Source organism: Nanoarchaeota archaeon, assembly GCA_018897155.1.
In the GTDB taxonomy this organism is placed as follows: domain Archaea; phylum EX4484-52; class EX4484-52; order EX4484-52; family LFW-46; genus LFW-46.
This window is the reverse complement of record JAHILE010000019.1, coordinates 1-21,253: the sequence shown is the minus strand read 5'-3', so window position 1 is coordinate 21,253 and position 21,253 is coordinate 1. Positions and strand designations below refer to the sequence as shown.

General features: G+C 41.7%; 25 protein-coding genes and 1 tRNA gene. 6 read left to right on the top strand and 20 right to left on the bottom strand.

Annotated elements, in window-relative coordinates:
* Positions 1 to 12: 12 nt before the first annotated feature.
* Positions 13 to 180 (top strand): hypothetical protein, encoded by a 168-nt coding sequence (locus KKB09_01970; protein ID MBU4299961.1) that lies wholly within the window; start codon positions 13 to 15, stop codon positions 178 to 180.
* A gap of 5 nt (positions 181 to 185) precedes the next feature.
* Here the strand turns inward: KKB09_01970 and KKB09_01965 are convergent, their stop codons facing one another.
* The 15 genes from KKB09_01965 to KKB09_01895 form a co-directional block, all read right to left on the bottom strand.
* Positions 186 to 653 (bottom strand): hypothetical protein, encoded by a 468-nt coding sequence (locus tag KKB09_01965; GenBank protein MBU4299960.1) that lies wholly within the window; start codon positions 651 to 653, stop codon positions 186 to 188.
* Positions 654 to 691: 38 nt separating this feature from the next.
* The gene (locus KKB09_01960) at positions 692 to 1,291 is read right to left on the bottom strand and encodes a 30S ribosomal protein S7 (protein MBU4299959.1); all 600 of its coding nucleotides are present in this window, start codon (positions 1,289 to 1,291) and stop codon (positions 692 to 694) included.
* A gap of 18 nt (positions 1,292 to 1,309) precedes the next feature.
* Complete coding sequence (locus KKB09_01955; GenBank protein MBU4299958.1) at positions 1,310 to 1,738, bottom strand: 30S ribosomal protein S12; 429 nt, start codon at positions 1,736 to 1,738, stop codon at positions 1,310 to 1,312.
* A 148-nt stretch (positions 1,739 to 1,886) separates the two neighbouring features.
* Entirely contained in the window at positions 1,887 to 2,315 is a 429-nt protein-coding gene (locus KKB09_01950) for a NusA-like transcription termination signal-binding factor (protein MBU4299957.1), read from the bottom strand.
* 140 nt (positions 2,316 to 2,455) lie between these two features.
* The gene (locus tag KKB09_01945; GenBank protein ID MBU4299956.1) at positions 2,456 to 2,743 is read right to left on the bottom strand and encodes a 50S ribosomal protein L30e; all 288 of its coding nucleotides are present in this window, start codon (positions 2,741 to 2,743) and stop codon (positions 2,456 to 2,458) included.
* Between the two features lie 48 nt (positions 2,744 to 2,791).
* Positions 2,792 to 3,901 (bottom strand): DNA-directed RNA polymerase subunit A'', encoded by a 1,110-nt coding sequence (locus KKB09_01940; protein ID MBU4299955.1) that lies wholly within the window; start codon positions 3,899 to 3,901, stop codon positions 2,792 to 2,794.
* A 10-nt stretch (positions 3,902 to 3,911) separates the two neighbouring features.
* Positions 3,912 to 6,440, bottom strand: a complete 2,529-nt coding sequence (locus KKB09_01935) for a DNA-directed RNA polymerase subunit A' (GenBank protein MBU4299954.1) — start codon at positions 6,438 to 6,440, stop codon at positions 3,912 to 3,914.
* Between the two features lie 5 nt (positions 6,441 to 6,445).
* Entirely contained in the window at positions 6,446 to 8,248 is a 1,803-nt protein-coding gene (rpoB, locus tag KKB09_01930; GenBank protein ID MBU4299953.1) for a DNA-directed RNA polymerase subunit B, read from the bottom strand.
* On the bottom strand, positions 8,248 to 8,565 hold the full coding sequence (locus KKB09_01925) for a divalent-cation tolerance protein CutA (GenBank protein ID MBU4299952.1): 318 nt from the start codon (positions 8,563 to 8,565) through the stop codon (positions 8,248 to 8,250). Before KKB09_01925 ends, rpoB begins: the two co-directional genes overlap by 1 nt.
* Before the next feature lie 38 nt (positions 8,566 to 8,603).
* Positions 8,604 to 9,047, bottom strand: coding sequence for a cysteine hydrolase (locus KKB09_01920; GenBank protein MBU4299951.1), 444 nt, complete (start codon positions 9,045 to 9,047; stop codon positions 8,604 to 8,606).
* A 171-nt stretch (positions 9,048 to 9,218) separates the two neighbouring features.
* Complete coding sequence (locus KKB09_01915; protein ID MBU4299950.1) at positions 9,219 to 9,557, bottom strand: cupin domain-containing protein; 339 nt, start codon at positions 9,555 to 9,557, stop codon at positions 9,219 to 9,221.
* A gap of 17 nt (positions 9,558 to 9,574) precedes the next feature.
* On the bottom strand, positions 9,575 to 11,080 hold the full coding sequence (locus KKB09_01910; GenBank protein MBU4299949.1) for a DNA-directed RNA polymerase subunit B'': 1,506 nt from the start codon (positions 11,078 to 11,080) through the stop codon (positions 9,575 to 9,577).
* A 53-nt stretch (positions 11,081 to 11,133) separates the two neighbouring features.
* Positions 11,134 to 11,388 (bottom strand): DNA-directed RNA polymerase subunit H, encoded by a 255-nt coding sequence (locus KKB09_01905; protein MBU4299948.1) that lies wholly within the window; start codon positions 11,386 to 11,388, stop codon positions 11,134 to 11,136.
* 238 nt (positions 11,389 to 11,626) lie between these two features.
* Positions 11,627 to 11,769 (bottom strand) — tRNA-Lys (locus KKB09_01900).
* 249 nt (positions 11,770 to 12,018) lie between these two features.
* Complete coding sequence (locus KKB09_01895) at positions 12,019 to 12,834, bottom strand: tyrosine-type recombinase/integrase (GenBank protein MBU4299947.1); 816 nt, start codon at positions 12,832 to 12,834, stop codon at positions 12,019 to 12,021.
* Positions 12,835 to 12,885: 51 nt separating this feature from the next.
* Here KKB09_01895 and KKB09_01890 point away from each other — a divergent pair, with 51 nt between their 5' ends.
* Positions 12,886 to 13,389 carry a flavodoxin family protein gene (locus KKB09_01890; protein MBU4299946.1) on the top strand — a complete coding sequence of 168 codons (504 nt, stop codon included), beginning with the start codon at positions 12,886 to 12,888 and terminating at the stop codon, positions 13,387 to 13,389.
* Here the strand turns inward: KKB09_01890 and KKB09_01885 are convergent.
* Positions 13,386 to 14,435, bottom strand: a complete 1,050-nt coding sequence (locus KKB09_01885) for a radical SAM protein (GenBank protein ID MBU4299945.1) — start codon at positions 14,433 to 14,435, stop codon at positions 13,386 to 13,388. The two genes, KKB09_01890 and KKB09_01885, sit on opposite strands and share 4 nt — an antisense overlap.
* A 54-nt stretch (positions 14,436 to 14,489) precedes the next feature.
* Positions 14,490 to 15,563 carry a type 2 isopentenyl-diphosphate Delta-isomerase gene (gene fni, locus KKB09_01880; protein ID MBU4299944.1) on the bottom strand — a complete coding sequence of 358 codons (1,074 nt, stop codon included), beginning with the start codon at positions 15,561 to 15,563 and terminating at the stop codon, positions 14,490 to 14,492.
* A gap of 71 nt (positions 15,564 to 15,634) precedes the next feature.
* On the opposite strand from fni, the gene KKB09_01875 reads away from it, so the two are divergent.
* The 4 genes from KKB09_01875 to KKB09_01860 all read left to right on the top strand — a co-directional run bounded on the left by KKB09_01875 (position 15,635) and on the right by KKB09_01860 (position 19,006).
* Positions 15,635 to 16,096 carry a 3'-phosphoesterase gene (locus KKB09_01875; GenBank protein MBU4299943.1) on the top strand — a complete coding sequence of 154 codons (462 nt, stop codon included), beginning with the start codon at positions 15,635 to 15,637 and terminating at the stop codon, positions 16,094 to 16,096.
* Positions 16,097 to 16,192: 96 nt separating this feature from the next.
* On the top strand, positions 16,193 to 16,963 hold the full coding sequence (locus KKB09_01870; GenBank protein ID MBU4299942.1) for a hypothetical protein: 771 nt from the start codon (positions 16,193 to 16,195) through the stop codon (positions 16,961 to 16,963).
* A gap of 232 nt (positions 16,964 to 17,195) precedes the next feature.
* A complete protein-coding gene (locus KKB09_01865; protein MBU4299941.1) occupies positions 17,196 to 17,951 on the top strand; it encodes an HAD family hydrolase in 756 nt (251 codons plus the stop codon).
* Between the two features lie 29 nt (positions 17,952 to 17,980).
* Positions 17,981 to 19,006, top strand: a complete 1,026-nt coding sequence (locus tag KKB09_01860) for an mRNA surveillance protein pelota (protein MBU4299940.1) — start codon at positions 17,981 to 17,983, stop codon at positions 19,004 to 19,006.
* 63 nt (positions 19,007 to 19,069) lie between these two features.
* Here KKB09_01860 and KKB09_01855 read toward each other — a convergent pair whose 3' ends face one another.
* The 3 genes from KKB09_01855 to KKB09_01845 form a co-directional block, all read right to left on the bottom strand.
* Complete coding sequence (locus KKB09_01855) at positions 19,070 to 19,618, bottom strand: transposase (protein ID MBU4299939.1); 549 nt, start codon at positions 19,616 to 19,618, stop codon at positions 19,070 to 19,072.
* Complete coding sequence (locus tag KKB09_01850) at positions 19,619 to 20,038, bottom strand: hypothetical protein (protein MBU4299938.1); 420 nt, start codon at positions 20,036 to 20,038, stop codon at positions 19,619 to 19,621. It lies immediately after the preceding gene.
* Positions 20,039 to 20,200: 162 nt separating this feature from the next.
* Entirely contained in the window at positions 20,201 to 21,088 is an 888-nt protein-coding gene (locus tag KKB09_01845; GenBank protein ID MBU4299937.1) for a hypothetical protein, read from the bottom strand.
* Positions 21,089 to 21,253: the final 165 nt, after the last annotated feature.

Below are 21,253 nucleotides of genomic sequence, written 5' to 3'. Positions count from 1 at the left end.
GGAACGCCGACAATGGTTTCAACAGCGGCATCAAACAGCAACTGGGTATGGCAACTGCCGTACACCGGAGATAAAATCAGATTAGGAAACGAAGTAAACTGGACCTGGACAACATTCAACAACAGCGGCGCGGGCTGGATAATTCCAAGGGGCTCAGCGGCTAACTGGACATGGGCTTAAGTATTTTACTGTTCAGAGCTTAAAAGCCCAGTATCATAAATCGTTGCATCCAACCCGCTGCTTTTAAGATACGTCAGATAGAAAAGGCTCTTTCCTAGAGTGACATTGCTTATCCATACAATATGATTGTCTAAGAAAGAGGACGGAATTTCGGTCGAATTTTCATCTTGCATTGCAATAGAATTGAGATCTATGTAAGGATCCGGATAGAAGAACAGCTCAAAGCTTGCGTTTCCTGTGACTGTTGATTCAACCCATACAGGCAGCTTGTAAACCGTCCAGGTTGTATTGCCCACAAGTTTTTCGCCAATTAGCGCTCCTTCAGCCTTGAGCGTAGCCTCAAAAGGCTGTTTGGGCTTTGATAAATATGAAAGATAATAGAATGCGATAGACAGCATCAGAACAAAAATTACCAGTGCAACAGCCATATCTGCTGTGACAATTGCCTTTTTTCTGTTTCGAAACCTGAGCATGCCTATTAATTAGCAGGACGCGGATAAATAGTTAATTTTTATCTTGCTCCGCTCGCTTCCTTTTCCCTGCGCATCTTTTCAGAATATGCAAAGCTTGCTGTTTCGCCTTTTGCTGCTGCAAGAATTTCTTCTGCAAGAGCTTCGCCGGCAGATCTCTTATTAGAATATGACTTTGCCTGCGTTCCCTGGCAGATGTGCTTGAGCGCAAGATCTACGCGCCTTTGCGGAGATGTTATTACTCCTTCTCGCACGAAAATACCTCCCCTTTGGTATGATATCGCTTCTTCAAGAGGCGCGGCATTTTCAACTGCTGTTATAAGAATTTCAAGAGGATTTTTCTGGGTTTTCTTTTCAATTATCTCAAAAGCTTCTATTACGATGTTTGCGACATTCTGTGTTTTTCCGACCATGCGCCCGGATGTCAGCTTGTGTTTTTTTCCGCGGTGCCCTGCAACGAAGAGCTTTGTCATAATGCGCTCAACTACATTCATTTTTGATTTGTAGAACTGTGTCGATGCGTATTTTCCGGATGTTCTTGGCGCAATTATCGGTGTAATATTTATGTAATCTGCGATTCCCGCATCTTTTACTTTGAGCCCTTCATATGACCATTTATTGAAAAGTTTTATTTCACTCATAATATCACTCTACGTGTTTTACTTAACGGATCTCTTCTTTCTTCCCTTTGTAAGCTCTATAAGCGAAATTCCGTTTACTTGTATTACTTTCCACTTTACCGAAGGAAGCGAACCCATAGGCCCTGCGTTTGAGCCGCCAATGTGTTCTATTAGGACTTCATCATGTTCCTGAACATTATTAATTGCTCCCGAAAGAGGGCAGAAAGCAGTAATTTGCTTGCCGTTCTTGATTAGCTGGACTCTGACGCATTTAAGCATTCCCGAGTGGGGCTGCTTTGCTTCGAGCTGACGCTTATCAAGAACTATGCCGCGCGCCTGATGATATCCTTCAAGAGGGTCACTCTTTTCTTTTAGGTGGAGTTTCTTGTTCTTGTAATACCAGTCGTGCCACTGTTTATCCGTTCTTTTCTTTTTTAAATCTCTGCCTGAAAATAATCCTCTTGGCATTTTTAGTCATTCCTCACTAACTTTTTGCATTTCTATCTGGACTAAAAAGCTGAGAGCAACGCGGTTCATGGTCTATAAAGCGTTGCGAACAGATTTTTCGCCATTCGCCAAATGCATTTGGCGAAAACTAAACTTCATTACATTTAAATCATAATAATTTTAAATCCTCAATTCCGAAAATACGTTTCAGAAGCGTTGCCGCGTTCTTTATTGTTTTTCCTCCGCGGCCGATTGCAAGCGATTTGTCTTTCTGCTCAACCGAGATTTTAACTGTTTTTTTCCCACCTTTCTCAGAGATTTCAAATGATTTGAGAGGGACTGGAAGCACGTTTTCCGCGAACTCTTTTATTTCGGAGGAATATTTAAAAACCTTTATATCGCGTCCGAAACGGGATTGTATCTCTTTTATGCGCTTTCCTTGCGGGCCCACAACATCGCTTAAACTCCTGCATTTGACGACAAATATCAGCTCGTCGCCGTCTTCAGTATTCTTATAATAATCAACCACAACTGTTTTCGCCATTTTTTCAAAAAGCGCCATTGTCTGGATGTCTTCATGGGAAATGGTTATTTTCATGTGCTCAGCAACGCGATTTATTTCTTGATCCTCTTACTTCATGGAAATTCTTCGAATTTCCAAGCTTTTGAGGCTTCGCCTCAAAATCGCTTCGCTCGTGCGAGGCTTTTGAGGAATCCTTTCCCTCAAAATCATCTCACTTAGTTCGAAGCTTTTGAAGCCACGGGCTTCAAAATTCCAATTACAGCGATTTTGAAAGGTTTTACACAAAGCGCGCCTAAATCCGCGCTGTTGCCTTTGAATGGTTTTATTGCGATTTCTGAAAGCTTTCCATAGTGTTCTATGTCTGATTTTATGTTTTCCGGGCAGTTTGAAGCGATTACAACCGAGCTAAGCCCACCGGCCTTAAGCGCCTTCATTGTTGTTTCCGCGCCGATTAGCACTTTTTTTGTTTCAACTGCTTTTTTTATTTCTTTTTCAAGCGTCATGATAATCACATTCCACTATATTCATTTGATTGCTTTTTATATCTCACTTTAATCCTCTCTAATCGCTAATTTCACAATTCCTGTCCCGATTGGCGCGAGGTTTCCGACAATAATATTCTCAATAACGCTTTCAAGCGGGTCTATTTCGCCTGCGACAGCGGCGTAAGTCAAATGCTTTACTGTCTCTTCGAAGTTTGCCCTTGAAAGCACTGATGCTTTTCTTCCTGCAAGGCCGTATCTGCCAATTGCAGATATTGACGCGTTGTTTGTCATAACGTCAGCTACGAGAAGCAGGTGCCTTATGTCTGTGTCGACGCCCTGTTCTCTCATCGTGTCTATTGTTTCCTTGACTATTGCGTTTCGCGCTGCTTCTATTCCAAGCACTTCAGCAATCTCGAAAATGTTGTTTGATGTTGTCCTTACGGTATCGACGCCATTTAGCTTCAACACTCTTCGAAGGCTTGAGCCGAGCGTCCTTATGACCCAGTCGTTCTTGACTTTTTCAATTATTACCTGGCTTACGCCTTTTATTCCCTTGATGTATATTGTTCTTGTTTTTATCCTTATTGCCTGAAGCTCCCGCACATCGAATTCTTTCTTTTTCAGCTCAATATATATTGTGTTCTGCTCCGAGGTTATATTTATAGAGCGCAGGTTTTTCTTAAGGGTGTTGACGATTTCATCGACATTTGTTTCGCATGCATTGACCTGTTCCCGGTCAAGATTTATTTCCACGCGCATATGTATCATGTCAAGAGAATCCTCTGAAATAAGCTGTTTGAGTTTTGTTTCACGGATTTTTGAAGCGATTTCTCTTGCTTTTTCAAGAGTATTGCTTTGCTCATTAAGGTAAACAGCCATTGTCGGCGTTTTTGGCATTTTTCTTGCGTCAAAAATTTCAATAAGCCTTGGCAATCCTTTTGTTGTGACCAGCTGCGTTCTGCCTTCTGCGTGGTATGAACGAAGCGTTGTCTGCGTTGCCGGCTCTGATATAGACTGCGCAGCCACAACTCCTATTGCTTCGCCGACTTCGAATTTCATTGATTCATATTTCTTTTTTATCGCTTCCTGCTCTTTTGCCGGAAGCCCGACTATTGCGTCCGCGTATTTTGGAGGGAAAAAATCGTTATTGCCTGATTTTTTGTTTTTTTCTGCCATAATTATCAACTCATTCAGTTTTCAGCTTTCTATCAAGCGTGCCATAATCGCTCTTTGACGGATCTATGCCATCTTCGCCAGGAACGAACTGTATGATAGTTCCTTCGGAATCTTTGACAGTCCAGTCGCTGTTCACTTTCAGGTCCTGAAGCGCGTTAATCAGCCTTCTCTGCATGTAGCCCGAGACTTTTGTCTTGAGCGCGACATCCATCAATCCTTCTCTTCCTTTCATGACTTCAAAGAAGAATTCGGTTGGCGAAAGGCCCTTTATGAATGATGACCTTACAAATCCATGGGCTTCAGGGCCGAGATTGTCGCGCTGAAAATGTGAAAGGGTCCTGTTCTTATATCCTCTGAAAATTCTTTTTCCGCCGATCATTTCCTGGCCGATTAAGCCCGCCATATATGCGAGATTCTGGATGTTTCCTCTTGCTCCTGTTTTTGCCATTATGAGCGCGTCTGTCGGCTCTGCAGTATCGCGGACGAGTTTTTGGGTTTCACTTGTTATCTTCCAGACCTCCTCCATTACAAGGTCTTCAAGAGTCTGCTCTGCGGTTCTTCCGGGAAAGCACTCCATCTTGCCTTTCCGGTATTGCTCAATATGGCCTTCAATCGCTACAAACTGCCTGTCAATGACGGCGTTTATGTCGCGCACTGTTTTTGCCGGAAGGTTTATGTCCGCAACAGATATGCTGAAGCCTCTTCTCATAAGTATTTCTGAAATCACGCGCGTGACCTGATCTAAAAATAATCTTGCTGCGGCGTGTCCGAATTGCGCGTCTACGGCGTCAAGCACATTTCCCTTGAAAGAAGCGATGCCTTTGTTGTCGATTGTTCCGTGTTTTAGAATTCCGTTTTCAATAACAACTTCGCCATTGAATTTGCATGCGCCGTTGCATTCTTCGCAGCCTACAGAGTTTTTATATCTTACATTAAGGCCTTTTGGCAGAACCATCGAAAATAATTCTTTTCCACTGTATTCTTTTTTGTCTTTTGCAAGCAGGTCTTGTGCAGTTTCATTTTCAAGGGCACTTGCATTTGCAAGTATCTGAGCGATGTCTTTTTTGCTGAAAACAGTCTCCTTTTTTGTGAGTAGGTATGCTCCTGAAATATATTCCTGGTCTCCGCCAAGCATAGGTCCGCCGAATCTTGGGGAGCGCATGTTTTTTTCGACAAGCATCAATTCTTCGGCTTCTGCTCTTGCTTCTGCAGTCTGCGGGAAATGAAGGTTCATTTCGTCTCCGTCAAAGTCCGCGTTATATGGCTTGCAGACTGTTAGGTTAATCCTGAAAGTCTTTCCTGACATAACCCGGACATGGTGCGCCATAACAGACATCCTGTGAAGCGACGGCTGCCTGTTGAAAAGAACCACATCGCCGTCTATCATATGCCGCTCAACAATGCATCCGGGTACAAGCTCTTCTGCAACTGTCGCGCTGTTGTCCCGAAGTATTTTCTTTCGCATTCCTTCCGGCCGTATCACATAATTTGCTCCCGGGTGAACCTGAGGGCCGTTTTTTACAAGGTTGCGCATATATTCAAGATTATGTTTTGTGACTTTGATCGGGATTGTAAGCTCCTTTGCAATGGTTTGTGGCACTCCGACTTCGTTTAAGCTTATGTTCGGGTCAGGGGAGACTACCGTACGTGCAGAGAAATTTACTCTCTTTCCAGTGAGGTTGTGCCTGAATCTGCCATCTTTTGTCTTAAGTCTCTGTGATAGTGTTTTAAGAGCCCTGCCGGATCTATGTCTTGCTGGTGGAACTCCGGCGAGTTCGTTGTTGAAAAATGTCGAAACATGATATTGCAAAAGTTCCCAGAGGTCTTCGAGAATGAAATCTGGTGCGCCTATCTCTAAGTTATCTGCTAGGCGTTTGTTTATCCTGATGATGTCGACGATTTTATGTGTGAGGTCGTCTTCGCTTCGGTCTCCTGTTTCAAGAGTTATTGAAGGCCTTGTTGTTATTGGAGGCACTAAAAGAAGAGTGAGTATAAGCCATTCCGGCCTGCCGCCAAGGAATTTCATTGCAGTGAGGTCGCCGTCTTTTATTTTTTCGAATTGCTCGCGGATTTCAACCGGTGTCAGGGCATGCTTTCCACGGAAGAATGTTGATGGTTTGTCAAGCCTTATTTTTTCAACTGTCTTGCCGCATTTTTGGCATTTTCCTGCGGCCTTGAAAAGTTTTAGGTTATCTATTGTTTTGATGTTTTTTAGCTTTTCTTTTTCTACAAGAAGCCCGCCGCATTCATGGCAAGTATATGCGAGAATCATTTTTATCTGCTTTAGGTAAAGAACATTAATGACTGGCCTTGAAAGCTCAATATATCCGAAGTGTCCGGTGCATTCGCCAAGCTTTCCGCCGCAGGTCCTGCATCGCATTCCAGGATCTATTACGCCAAGTTTCGGATCCATTACGCCACCTTCCACAGGATACGCATCTGCGTCGTAGACGTCTGAAATATTGACATTCATTACTGCGAGCTTTTTCACCATTGCCGGTGATATGAGTTTGAATTGAAGTTCTTTTACAGTAGCCATAAGAATCACTCCTCGTCCTCCATAACAATCTGCGGGTAAATCATCATGCTCTTCATTTCATCAAGGAGGAGCTTGAATGCGTAAGACATCTCAACATTCTTAATTTTTGATCCTTTGCAGAGCGGGCAGAATGTTTTATTCTTAATCTTGTCGATAACTGCTGTTATTCCGCATGTTTCGCAGAACGGTATTGTCGAGCGGTCTGAACTGAATCTTTCTTTCAGCGTTATTGCTGCTCCGTGCGCGACAAGCGTGTCTTTTTCCATCTCTCCGAATCTTAGGCCGCCTTCTTTTGAACGCCCTTCAGTCGGCTGTTTTGTGAGCAGTGCAACCGGGCCTTTGGAACGCGCGTGCATCTTCTGTGATACTAGGTGGTAAAGCCTTTGGTAGTAAATTATGCCTGTAAGTATCTGCACTTCGATTTTTTCTCCGGTTATTCCGTTGTAAAGCGTTTCTTTTCCATCGTCTCTCATTCCTGTGGCTTTGAGAAGTTTTGTTATGTAATCCTCATCACCCTTGAATGCAGTTCCGTTGATTTTTTCACCTGCTAGCGCGCCTGCCTTTCCGCCGATTATTTCAAGCAAATGTCCTATTGTCATTCTTGAAGGTATTGCGTGGGCGTTGAAAATTATATCCGGAGTTATTCCGTCTGCTGTAAATGGCATGTCTTCTTCTGGAACTATTATTCCAAGGACGCCTTTTTGCCCGTGTCTTGAAGCGAATTTATCTCCGATTTCAGGAATTTTAAGCTCTCTTACAGTGACTTTGATAAGGCGGTTTCCTTCCTTGGATTCAGTCATTATTACTTTGTCAACAACGCCGCCTTCTGCAGCATTTACAACAAGTGAATTGTCTCTCCTGTTTTTTATCCCAAGCCTTGTTTCCTTTGCCACCCCCAGGAATCTTAGCGGTGATGTCTTTCCGACTACAACATCACTTCCTTCAACATTTGTTTCGGGTGAAACAATTCCATCAGGATCTAGTTTGTTATATTCTTTTTCTGATTTGTAGCCTCGCACACTGGTTTCCGGGAATCCTATTTCATCTTCCTGTCCACCCCAATATCGATTGGCTTCTGTAACGTATGTTCTGAAAGAATAAGATCTGCCAAGGCCGCGTTCGATTGATGCTTTGTTTATGACTATTGCATCTTCTATGTTGTATCCGTAGAACGGCATGACCGCAATTATCAGGTTCTGGCCTGCCGGGTGAATATCAACGCCTGCCGCATGTATTGTTTCTGATTGTACCAGCGGTTCCTGGGGATAGACCATTGTTTGCGCGGTTGTGTCATCACGAAGCATGTGGTTGTGAAGATACATTCCAACTGCCTGCGTGACCATTCTTGAGCCGTAGTTTGATCTGTCTCCTCTGTTCTTTTCAGGGAAAACAAGAAGTGAAGCGCCGACGCCCACAATCATCATAGGATCTATTTCAATATGTGTATGTTTTTTTGTAAGATCTTTACTATAAAACGTGACATATGCCATTTCTTCTTCTTCAGCATCTATGTATTCTACAATTCCTTTTTCAATCAGGTTTTGCCATGTGATTTTTCCTTCCTTGAGTTGTGTTATCAAGGCTTCAGTTAGCTTTGAAGCTCCGTTTTCAACAATGATTAAAGGCCTTCTTGTCCTGCCGCCGTCAGTGTTTATCTGGGCTTCATCCTTTTCTTCGTAGTAGCAGGCATTCATTATAGTCGGAAGTACGCCTTGCCGCCTCTTTGCAATTAATGACTTGACAAGCTCTTTTCCGTCTTTTGTTTCTCCAACATGTTGGCCGTTAAGATATATGTCGCTCATAAATATCAGCTTTGACTCATACATTCTTTTTTTACCCAATTTTCATATTCTTCGTTTGCTTCAGCCACGATTTTCATGACTTCAGGGCACTCATAAGGATGAATTTTTTTGATTTCCTGCTTTATTTTTTCAAAATTTTCCTGCGTTGTTTTTGCAAGCGCGGCGAACTCTTTTGCGCATTCGATTTTCCCTTTCCATCGATATGAACTCTCGGCCGGAAAAATATTCACGCACGCTGCCAGCCCGTTTTCAAGCAAATGCGCCGCAACCATTTTCGCGGTCTTTTTGTCGGGATTTGCGATGTAAACTGCAATAAATGCCATTATACAACCTGTTTTTCACTAAACTGCAATAAATGCCATTATACAACCTGTTTTTCACCAATCATATCAACCATGACTTTAATTGCAGTTGCGTGCCATTCCGCATTTGCGCTGCTTCTGCACAAGCCTGAAATTATGACTGGTTTATAGCCGAGGTCAAATGCTTCGATTGCCGTTGTAAAAACACACTGTTCGGTATTTATTCCCGCAATCCATATCTCTTCTATTTTATTATCTTTCAAAATTTTTCTGAATCCTTTGTTTTTGAAAGCGGAATAGCTATTTTTTACGACTGTGTTTTCTTTTGTTGCAAGTTGCGCCAACTCATCGACGATGTCGCTTTGCGGCGGTTTTGACATTTCGTGCCAGTCCATTAATTTTACGAAATTGTTTTTTCCGTTGTTTATGAATTGCGTAAATATTATTTTGCTGAACTTACTTTTGTTTTCTTCAATATATTTTTTGATTTTTTTCAGGTAAATCCTTTGTTAAATCATTAATAAAATATTTTTGTACATCGATTATAAGCAATATTTTATTCAAGTTTTGCGTTTTTTAAAATTCACACTCAAATTTCAGTTTTTGTGAATTGATATTTGAGCTCAACTGCCCAAAAAACGCAAAACTTCAGTATTTTATTCATTGCCAAGCCTCTATAATTTTATTCCAAGACAAATGTATTTCATCACTGAATTTCCCGCATTTACGACGCAATGGCTGCTTTTTGGCGGGACTATTATTCTGTCTCCTTTTTTGACTTTGATGTATTCGTTTCCGACAAGCATTTTTCCTGTTCCAAGTATAAAATAATGTATTTCTTCAAGGTCCGGATGAACATGTAGTTTCAATACGCTTTTTGGGGGAACATACACCTCGTTCATGAACATCAGGTGCGGGTTTCTTACGTCCTCCTTATTCACGAGCGCGCGTTTATGTCCTGGTCCGCCGTGCGTTGTTTCCAGCATAACTTCTGCTAGGTTTACCTTATACATTTTATCTCCCCCTTTAATTAACCGTCTGTTTTTGCGCCAAGTGCCTTGATTGTTGTGAGTATTTTTAAGTTATCTGCATCTGTTGCGGGCTGTGTCAGTTTAGCGCCCATTGCAAGGAAATTCCTAAGCCCTATGTTCTGCCCTTCAGGAGTCCTTATGCAACAAAGCCTTCCCATATGAGTTGCGTGCAGTTCTCTTGCTTCAAAATGCTCCTGCGTTGATGAAAGTGCTGAAACAACGCTTCGAAGATGCTCTGTTGTCCTTATGAAATTGCTTCGCTCAAGCCTTTGCGATACGCCGGTTTTTCCAGTTATCCAGTTTCCCGTTGCCATTGAGCGCATGATTTGCTTTGTGAGCACGTCTGAAACAACGACACCTTGAAGCTTCAGGAATTTTCTTCCGCGCTTCATCATTTTTTGATAATTGTACTGTAATCTTGCGACAAGCCCCCACCTTCCAAGGATTATCGAGCGCAAAAGGTCTTCGAAAAGATCGCCGACACCCTTGAGCCTCTTGTTTGCATAGTGGTCTATGTCATCAACGGTGAGCGTTCCATGTTTTACATGGATGAGCTTTCTCATGATTATTGCAAGGAATTTTGCTTTTTTCTTTCTGTCTTCGACTCTTTGCCCTATATGGCCGAGCAGGTATGTATCAAGAAGCTGAAGAACTCTTGTTTCCCTATGCTCTTTTTGCATTACTTTCATCCGCCTTCCGATGTAATCGATTGCTTCATCGCGCGTGCATGCCTCTACTTCATAGATGTTTGTGTATGTTTCTTCAAGCTCGCTTTCATTATCTGTGATTATGTTCTCTATTATTTCTTTATCGGTTTCCATTCCAAGCGCTTTCATCAGCGCGACTATCGGAATCGGCGTATTAACTATGTTTGCGAATTTTGCAACAATTACGCCGTTGCTCTTTCTCTCAAACACATGGCGCTGGACATATCCGCTGCGTTCGCTGTTGATGCGCGCGAAAAATTCTTCGCCATCTTTCTGCAATATGAGTTTGTTCGGGGCGACTTCTTCAAGAAGAACTACGACTCTTTCAGTGCCATTGATTATGAAGTATCCGCCCGGATCTTTTATGTCTTCTCCTGCAAGAACGAGCTCGCCTTTGTTCATTGTCGAGAGAGGGCAGAGGACCGATTTGATCATTATCGGGATTTCTCCGATTTCAACAACTTCTGTTTCCTGTGCCTTGCCTTCAAATACCGGAGTCATTTCGACAAGCAGCGGGGATGAGTATGTGAGGTTTCGAAGACGCGCTTCCTGCGGAAGTATGGATCTTGTCGAGCCGTTTGCTTCGCGGATTATTGGTTTTCCAAGATTTACCGTCCCGAATTTTATGTCAAGGAATTCGCCTGAGGACAATTCAACTGTGACTTTTCCGATTTCGTTTATTGTGCGCTGAAGCCTTCGGGATACAAAATCGTTGAATGAGTCTATCTGGTGGGCCACAAAAGCGTTTTTATCCGCTTGCTCATTTAAGAATGTTTGAAGCAATGTTTGTTCCTGCATAACTATTACCTAGTATTTTATTTAATCAATATGTTGGATTTCGATTGATTGATTTATTCAGTTTCGCTTTCATCAGATATGATTATGTTGCTCTCTATGACCATACGATAATAGTATGAAGTTCCGGCGGTTGCGCTTTTTCTTGTAATTTTTATTACATCTCCAAGCTTTGGATTGAGGTGTTGTATTGCAGGATCGTTGATTCCTATTTTGGGGAGATTTTCCACTTTAATTTTCATTTTTTCAAGAAGTTCTGCTATGCTATCCGGCGAAAGAATCTCTTGTTTAGGCACTAGAAAGTGAATTATTTCTTCTTTCGGCTCCTTTTTTACAGTTTCTGCAGCTTCGGATTTTTTTGTTTTGCCTTTTTCAGTCAAATAATCTACCCCAATTAATTGCCGTTTTTATGTTGATGATATGCATTATGGAAATCAAAGATTTCCAAGATTTTGAACCCAATACGCGTTGTGATTGTCTAAAATCATTTCGCTTTGCGCTCTCGGCTTTTGAACATTATAGTATATATTGTGAATTGTTCAAAATGAGCGAGCCCGGAGGGATTTGAACCCTCGACACCCGGGTTTCTTCAGTTACGAATTTCGTCTGGTTAAAAGCCTCACCCTTCCAGAAGAACTAAAGTTCTTCCGACATTAAGAGCCCGGTGCTCTACCAGACTGAGCTACGGGCCCATGGCGAATTGTGCTCAGCAGGTACTGGTTTATTAAGTATTCCCTTGGCTTTATTTCTTTATTGTGATGCCTAAAGCTAATTCTTGAATCAAAAGGAAGAAGCATCAAAGGACATGGGTTGCACCAAGCGGAATAGTAAGAAATATTATCTACTTAGATTTATAAAGCTTATGTATGTTTTGAATCCGCAGATTCAAAAGCCGAGAACGAAGTGAACGGATTTTACTCCGGTTTGAGAGGTAACTGTCATTAAAGATTATCCATGGGGCTTTTGACTTTTTTCAATTCTTCTGTTGAGACTGAAGTATATATTTGCGTTGTCTGAAGGTTTGAATGTCCGAGAAGCTTTTGTATTTTTCTTATATCCGTTCCATTCTCAAGAAGATGCGTTGCGAAAGTGTGGCGCAGCGTATGCACATGCACCGGTTTGTCAATCTTTGCTCTTTTTGCCGCGTTTTCAACAAGCTTTTGCACTGCGCGCGCCTTAATCGGCCCGTTCCTGCCAGTGAAAACATAGTCGCTTGATTTCGCTTCTTTTTTGAGGGCATCGCGCAGCTTTTCTGAAAGTATGAACATCCTGTCTTTTTTTCCTTTTCCCGAGCGCACCCAACCCATTCCATCTTCAAGGTCGATGTCGCCGTATTTCAGGTTTATGCATTCCGAAAGCCGAAGTCCGGAGGAATATAAAAGCAGCAGCATCAGCCTGTGTTTTTCGTTTGTTGTGCAGTCAATGAGCCGTTTTATTTCCGCGCGCGTCAGAACAACCGGCAGTTTATTCGATATTTTAGGCGCCTTGATATTGACAATGCCTTTTTTCAGCAGGTCGTCATAGAAAAATTTCAGCGCGGCTTTCATCAAGGCGATTGATGATGTCGAAATTTCGCCGCTTGACATTTTTCCAGCAAGGTATTTTCTGATATCGTCTTCTGTTGCGTCTTTTGGCTCTTTTTTTGTGAATTCCAGAAACTTTTTGTTGTAGAAAAGATATGTCTTTACAGTGCGCGGGGAAAATCCGCGGAGCTTGAGCTCTGTTTCAAGCGCGGCGAGATTTGCATTGTGTTGCATGATATTTATTGGCGGGGAGAGGATATAAGTTTTGACGGACAGATATGGTGTATGAGAATCGTCGGAATCTGCGGCAGCCCAAGAAAAGGAAATTCTGAATTCATGCTGAAAACCGTATTGGATAGTGCAGCGGAAAACGGCGCGGATGTTGACATCATATTGTTGAGAAACCTGAATGTTGAATTTATCGGAACCGGAAAATCTGATGATTTTAATCTGATTGCTAAAAAAATAATTGATGCAGACGCGATAATTTTCGCAAGCCCGTGCTATTACGACATGGTTTCACCGCAGCTATTGAACCTGATTGACCGCTTAGACCCTTATGCAGAGTCTTTGAAAAACAAAAAAGCCGCGATACTGATTTCCGGAAAAGAGGAATTTGAAACATCCGGAAAGAACGCCACTGGCTATTTGCAGAGCGCCTGCAAAATATGCGGCATGAACTTTGTCGGCTCTGTTTTTGGAAAAGCTGAAAAGCCCGGAGAAATCGCAGCAAATTTTCAGGTGATTTCGCAGCTGAAAAAACTCGGCGAAAAAATCGCGCGCGATTAATTCAAGCCATAATAATCTTTTTGGGATTTGTGTGCCATCGGGCACGAAGCAAGACAAGCCGAACATTCTTCTTTAAACTGATCATACGCAATTTTGCGCGCAGTCTCGTTTCTTTTTCTTTCCTCTTTTATTATTTCCCATCCTTCTTTTAGCGATATTTCACGCAGGTTTCCCGCTACCCGCCTCCCATAATAATCACAGACATCGCACGACATGCCATAAGTATCAATGATAAGATCGCCATTGTTTTGAACAACTATGCCGTATTGTATCTGGCACTCTTCTATTCCTTTGTTCAAAGGATAACTCATTATCTCAGAACCGAGTTCCCATATATTCTTTTTTTCTTCATCAGATAACTTTAATTCGTCTAAATTTCCGCGCTTGACAACTCTTCCGGAAGCAACAACATCACTGACAACCGGGGCGAAATTATTGCGGTCACAATACCTGAAAACATCAGGCATTGATTGATAAGCGGGTTTTGCCATTAACAGCATTCCGGACATTCTGGTTATTCGGGCATCATCTGTTTCGTCAACTATTTTTCTATAGCCCGCTTTAATCAAGTTATTCAGCCCTTTGCGCAATGCGGGCAGATTTCCAATAGTGCCTGACAAATAATCATACACGTCTTCGTCAAAACTGATTATTTTGACTTCGGGGCTTACATTGTTATTATATAATAGTTTCGCTCTTTTCTTCGTAATCAGGCTTCCGTTCGTGTTTAATACCGTAGTTAGCCCTATATCATCTGCATGCCTGATTACTTTTCTAAACGCATTGTCAAGAATCGGTTCTCCTTTTCCCCCAATCCAGAAAACTTCATTTCCAAGTTCTTTGCTTTCATCAAGAATCCTAATCCATTCGTCTGCATTTAATTCATTTTCGTCTTTTTTGCCCGCATCAGTATGGCAATAAATGCAGTTGTAGTTGCATTGGTTAGTCATATTTCCCATAACCAGCGGAACATCTCCCAGCTCATATTTCGCCAGAATATCCTTATCCCAGCCCCGAGTTACGAGCGGTTTTTTTAATAAGTTCATATAGAATTACTTGTAAGTAGTGTTTAAATATCTATTTTATGGATTTATTGCGGTTTATCTCACCCGCTGTTCCTTCCACTCCTTTACAAATCCGCTAATAATGTACTTTGTTTTCTTCAGTTCTGCAATATTTTTACACCCCGTAAGAATCATCGCGATCTTCAATTGCATTATGAATTCTCTTAGCTTTTCTTCAACAGCTATATCGCTTATTACAGCCGCCCTCAGAAACGGCAATGCCGCCCCGCACATATCTGCGCCAAGAGCTATTGATTTTGCCATGTCCACTCCGGAACGTATGCCTCCTGATGCAATTATAGGGATTCTTACCGCGCCTCTTACTTCAATGATTGAGCATGCTGTCGGAATGCCCCAGTTTTCAAAGCCGGACACACCGTTTCTGTAGCTTTCAATTAATGCAAAATTTGTTCCGCCAAGGCCTGAAACATCTATTGCTTTTGCGCCGGCGCGTTCAATTGATTTTGCAACTTCCGCGCTGATTCCAGCACCCGTTTCTTTAACTATTATCGGAAAGCCCGCCTTGCACATTTCCGCAAGCTCGTTCGTGCAGCCTTTCCAGTTTTTGTCCCCTTCCGGCTGGCAAAGCTCCTGAAGCGGATTCAGATGAATTGCAAGCGCGTTGCAGTCAATTTCGCAAATCGCCTGGTTGAATTCCCTATCGCCAAAGCCGTTCCTGAACTGTATCAGGCCGAGATTTCCTATAAGAAATACATTTGGCGCGACATCCCTGATTTTATATGTTTCCGCAAGCTGAGGAGCGGTCATGAAAGCCCTTTCAGAGCCCACACCAAATGCAACGCCGACGCGCTCTGCCGCTTTTGCAAGGTTCTTGTTTATTTTTTCGGCTTCTTCACAGCCGCCGGTTATCGCTTCTATGATTATCGGAGCATTCAGTTTTTTCCCAAGAAATGTGGTTGATATGTCAACTTCTTCAAAATTAATTTCTGGAAGTGATTTATGAATCAGCCGTATGTCTTCAAATCCTGTTTTGCTGCTTTCGGCTTCTTTTGAAAGGCAAAGAGTTATGTGGTCGCTTTTGCGCTGTTCAATCGGCTTTTTTGGAGCCTCTTTTTTTTCTTCAGCCTTCTTTTGAATTTTATACGCCATGCAATACTATTTGGCGCCGGTTTATTTATAGTTTTTAAGAGCTTTTTAAGGCAGGTTTTACAATGATATGTATGCCTCTTGAAGAATATGTTAAAAAGCGGGACTTCACAAAGACTTCAGAGCCATTGCCTTTAGAAACGATAAAATCAGCAGGCAAAGACCTGATTTTTGCCATACACGAGCACCACGCATCGCACCTTCACTGGGACCTGCGCCTTGAGCACGACGGCGTGTTGAAAAGCTGGGCAGTCCCTAAAGAGCCGCCGCTTGCGGAAAGGATAAAGCGCCTTGCGGTTCAGGTTGAAGATCATCCGCTTGATTATGCGAAGTTTGAGGGCACAATTCCTGAGGGGCAGTACGGCGCAGGCGTTGTCAAAATATGGGATTGCGGAACTTACATGCCGGAGAAATTTTCAGGCAAAGAAATAATCGCTGATTTCCACGGAAAAAAACTTTTAGGAAAATATGTGCTTTTGAAAACAGCATTTAATGGCGCGAAAAATTCGTGGCTGTTTTTTAAAAAGAATAAATGAATTGGGCGATGTTTACAGTTTAAATGCAATTATTTGTAATTACATCATAGTAATCAATAATTAGGCATTTATATATTTTTTCTCGCAAATATTTATATGGCTAATGATTTTATTCTTGACAGATATGAATTCCTTAAAGGGTATGAGGAAAATAGCCATTGCAATAAACGGCATGTTGCCGCCTTACTTAATTTAAACGGCCGAAATTATGTCGGAGTTAATGGAGACGAGTATTGCTCCTGCAAAGAAAAGGGGCTTGATTTTTGCGCGCGCGACAAGAATTATGGATTGGAATTTGTAACTTGCCCGTCTTTGTGTGCTGAAGGTTCTGCAATATTGACTGCTCTTTTTTACGGTGTGGATTCGAGCGAATGGACTGTGAAAGATGCAAGAGCGTTTCTTGAAAATAAAATTGCCGATAAAGCACTAAGCCGCGGAATATTAATCAGTACGGGCTTTCCGTGTGAACGTTGCACATCAATGATAATGGATACCGGAATAGGCGAGGTGTATTTCGGACAGTTTAAGAATGAGGAGCATTTGCCAGACAGTAATGTAGTGGTAAGGCATAAAGATGCGCTCAATATTGCCAGAATGGGCTATTCGAATGTCAATCTTCACAAAATGACGATAACGCGCATGGATAGATGCGGCAAGTTATATTATGAACCCAAAAATATCCAAGCCGACCAGGACTACGAATTCTTTGCGCGCAAGGGTATGCGTAAAAGCGCCATAGATTATTTTATGGAGTTGTTAGATCCAATGGAGCGTGAAATTAAGAAAGAGATGATTCATAGCGTACTGAAAAATAAGAATCCTTTTCAGTCCGCAATTCCCGGGCTTGTTGTCAAACCTCTTTTGTGAATTCAATGAATCGGGCATCCATTAAGTATCTTATAGCAATTGGCGCCGCTGCATAAGATTTATATATGCCAAAATTCTTGCTCAAATCTTAGCGTTGAACGCAAGAATTTTGAATGACTCGGTTTTAGCTTTGCAGATAACGCTAAGGTGTATGTGCTCTGCGAATTGTGCAACAGCACCATAGCAATTAGGCAATATCAATCAATAAATAGTCTCTAGAATAATGTTAGTTATGCCTCAAATACCAGTTAAATACGTATTATGGGATTATGGGAATACATTGATGCTGGATCCGTTTCCTGAAGTTCTTGAAAAAATCGCGCCAAAATGCGCAAAGGAACTTGGGAAAACCGGGCAGCAAATAAGCGAAAAACGTTTTATTGAGGCGTGGAGGAGCGCGAATCTCCGCATCAATTATCTGCATTGCACCCATTTCGCGCAGGAAGAGCCGATACTTGCAGACGCGCTCAGAAGCCTCGGCGTAACACCTGCCGGCATAATGATGCTTGCCCCGAAAATTCTTCAGATATACCGGGCGGAACTTGAGGCTCACATAAAAAACGAGCCGCGAAACAAAGAAATCAGAGAAGTGCTTGATTGGATTAATCGAAAGGGATTTGTGCAGGGGCTTTTCAGCGACGACCGCTTTTGGGACTTGAGAGCGTCTATCGGCTGGATGAATATCGATAAGTTCTTTTCAGGCATAGTTGTTTCCGACGAAATCGGCATAGAAAAGCCGGACCCAAAAATATTTGACCGCTTATTAGGGATGCTGGAAGCAGAGCCTAAAGATTGCGCATATATCGGCGACAATCCTTTGAGGGATGTTGAATGCGCGAAAAAGAAGGGGATGTTTACAATACTATACAAAAGGCCAATGGAAGAATCAACGCCATGGCGAGATTATAAAATCAATCCAAAGTTTTTGCCCGATGCAAAAATAACGTCATTGGCAGATTTAAAAAATATATTGGTTTTGAAGAGCTGAACTATTTATTTTGAAGAGTTGAAATGTTTATGAAATTGCTGAAAAAAGATTTCAAGCACGGCGTAAAGATAAAGCCGGAGACACTGGATGATTTGTGGAATCTGAAAAATATTCTTGCAGAAGAAGATGTTGTCGGAGCACGCACAGTCCGCACAATCCAGCGCACAGACACCAACGAGAAAAAACCGGTTTATCTTAAGCTGAAAATTGAGAAAATGCAATTTGATGAAGACGGAAATGCGCTGCGCCTTACTGGAAAAATCACAGAAGGACCGGATGACGTTTCGCACGGCTACCACACAATAACGGTTGAGCCAAACACAATTCTTGATATTGAAAAGGAATGGGCTAGAAGCGACAAAATCCGGCTTGATGATAGCATAACTTACAAGGGCATGCACCTCATCATCTGCGTTGTGGATGAGCGCCGGGCGGATTTTGCAAAAGCTACAGAACTTGATGCAAAGATTTTTTCTACAATCATATCTAAAAGTGCCGGAAAAGAATATGGTGCGTCAAGTGCGTCAAGCCCGGACATTTTTTATGATGACGTTATCAAAATGCTTGATGCAAATTCAAGCGCTGAAAAAATTATCATTGCAGGCCCCGGCTTTGCAAAAGAAAATATTATGGCGCTGATAAAAAAACGGAAGCTTGCATGGGTCGGGAAATGCATCCTTGCGCCTGTAAGCATCACCGGAAAAACCGGAGTAAACGAAGTCATAAAGCGCGGAGGGCTTGAGAAGATTCTTGCGGAAAGCAGGCTGTCCCTTGAAACAAATTTTGTCGAAAAATTCCTTGAGCATCTTGGAAAAGACACGGGCCTTGGAATCTATGGAAAAAAAGAAGTTGCATCTGCTGCTGAAAACGGCGCGATAGCGGAACTGCTTGTGTCAGATAAAATGCTGCGTGACAAGGAAACCGAGAAAATAATTTTTGAAGTCGAGAAAAATTCCGGTGTGGTGCACATAATAAATTCAACGCATGAATCCGGAGAGAAGCTTTTCAATCTTGGAGGATTTGCAGCCGTTTTGAGATATCTTATTAGAAAATAATTCGGGCGTGTCTCGGTGCTGTTGCACAAGAGGGTGCCGACAGGCACCCATAAGTGAATCGATTTAACAAACCATAATATTCCAAGTCATTACCCTTGCTTCAATTTCCCTTTCAATACATTCGTCCTTTTTGGAGTGCAAATGTTCTCCAAAAAACCGCTTTACAGAGCCGATTACGCCTTCAATCCCGCTTCTTTTTCCATAATTTTCGGTATCAACAAATGAACGCCAATTGCTTTGTTTAAAAGCATATTTGTCTCTTGTGTCAAATTTGAACATAGGCCGTTTATGCGGTATGAGCCGTTTATTCAATAGTCTACGTCCGGCAACATTTCTTACAGTAGGTTTTCTTATTCGGATAACTGGTTTTATCCCGGTTTTCTCACAGAGCAAAAAATTCGCCTTGCTGCCGTATGCTCCGTCGGCATAAACCTTGCTTATCTTTCCTGCACAGCTTGCTTTTTTCAAAGACTTTGAAAATTCGTTATGTTCTCCCTCATTTTTATTCTTTCTTAAGACATTTGCAGACAATATCGCTCTTGTCTTTGCATCAATTACCAAATGTATTTTTTTCCACTTTCGTTTTCTTTTTTCTTTATATTTTTCATCTATTCAGACATAGGTTCCGTTTACTTGTAATCCAGTTGCATCAAGAATAACTTCTATTGTTTTGCTGCCGGAGGCAGCAGCAATCACTTTCCGGTTTATATCATCCATTGTCTCTTTTGGAAGTTTGTTCACCCTTTTGAAAATAACTGAATATTCCGGACTTTTCTCCAAAAACATGCAACAATAGCCTTCAAGAAAACGGTAGCTTTTGGAAGTTATCGCTTTCAGCACATAAAGAAATATTATCAACGAAGTGGGATATTTGTACGGATGTCCGTTCTTTTTGTCGTTCATCTGCTCTAATTCCGATTCAAGAACGTCTGAATTAGTCATTGCTTTCAGGAACATTGCAACGTTTTTGCCCCGGTTTACAAGTTCCTTGTTGTATGTTTTCCAGTTAATCGGCGTCTTTCTTTTGCCCATTTTATCTCCCTTGCGGCTTACGCCGCAATGGATATTTGGCTTCGGCTATTGATATACTTTTTTGTTGTGCAACAGCGCCGTGTGTCTCAAAAGCTTCGAGTTCGCAGAAGCGAACGAGATGATGCTTAGATACAAAATTAGGTGATTCTCTTATTATTGACTTCATGATTTCGTATTTGCGCCAGTTTTTTCATATATCAACTCAGCAATAGCCTCGGAATCATAGCCATATCCAACAAACATTGATATTATTTCTTCTTCAGATATACCCTTATTCAGACAATCAAGAATGTACTCTTCTAAATCATTCGGAATATTTTTTTGCAGAGTGGAATTTTGGGTAGGTTGTTGTACAGCAGGCTGTATTTGTGGCGGTCTTGGCGGCGGCACCATTTGAAGCGATTTTACAAGTAATGACGTTTGAGCCGATTTTTGAGGAATTGGTACTGGCGCATTTGCATTATATGTTGCGTTAACCGGATTTGTCTGAATCGGTATCTCTTTCTTGATAATTGGCGTATGTGTGAAGTTTACAACTGTGTAAATGCCCCAGAAATAGTTCAGAAGCATGCTTTCAATTGCGGCAAAAATTATGGGCGGCATTATGTTTGTTAAAATCATCAATAGCTTAAGATTTTCATTAATATCTGTTTCTGAAGCGGCATATTCCAGAATGTTAACCAAATTATCATATTTTTGATAATAATATGCCGACAGCGCGAGCAATATTAAAACAGTTACGGAAAATGACGTTCCGCGTTTTGTTATGGCAATTGTTGCAGAGGTTGCAATGCCTAAGATAACTCCTATGAGAATGCTTCCACCGAGCATGATGGCGATTATTCTAAATATTGCGGCATCCATTGAATTATTTCCTTCAATTTTGCCGAATCCTGCTAATTCCGCTATTGTTTTTTCCGAAGTTCCAAAGGACGGAGAGGCGTTTGACATTGTTGCGTAAAATAGTGTTGATAATATTATTGAGAAAATAACTCCTGTTATGATGCCGGAAATTAATCCTGCTTTTATACCTATAGTGTAGGTAGCCATATTATTAGTTATTGTTGCAGCTCATATAATAATATATGCGGAGCCAAATGACTTTGGAAAAGTATCCGGGGTTTTGCTTATTAAATCATGAGTATTCAAAACCGGTTTTAAAACTATTCTTAGATGTCGGCACGTTTTTTTTAAAAAGAGCGGACAATTATTTAG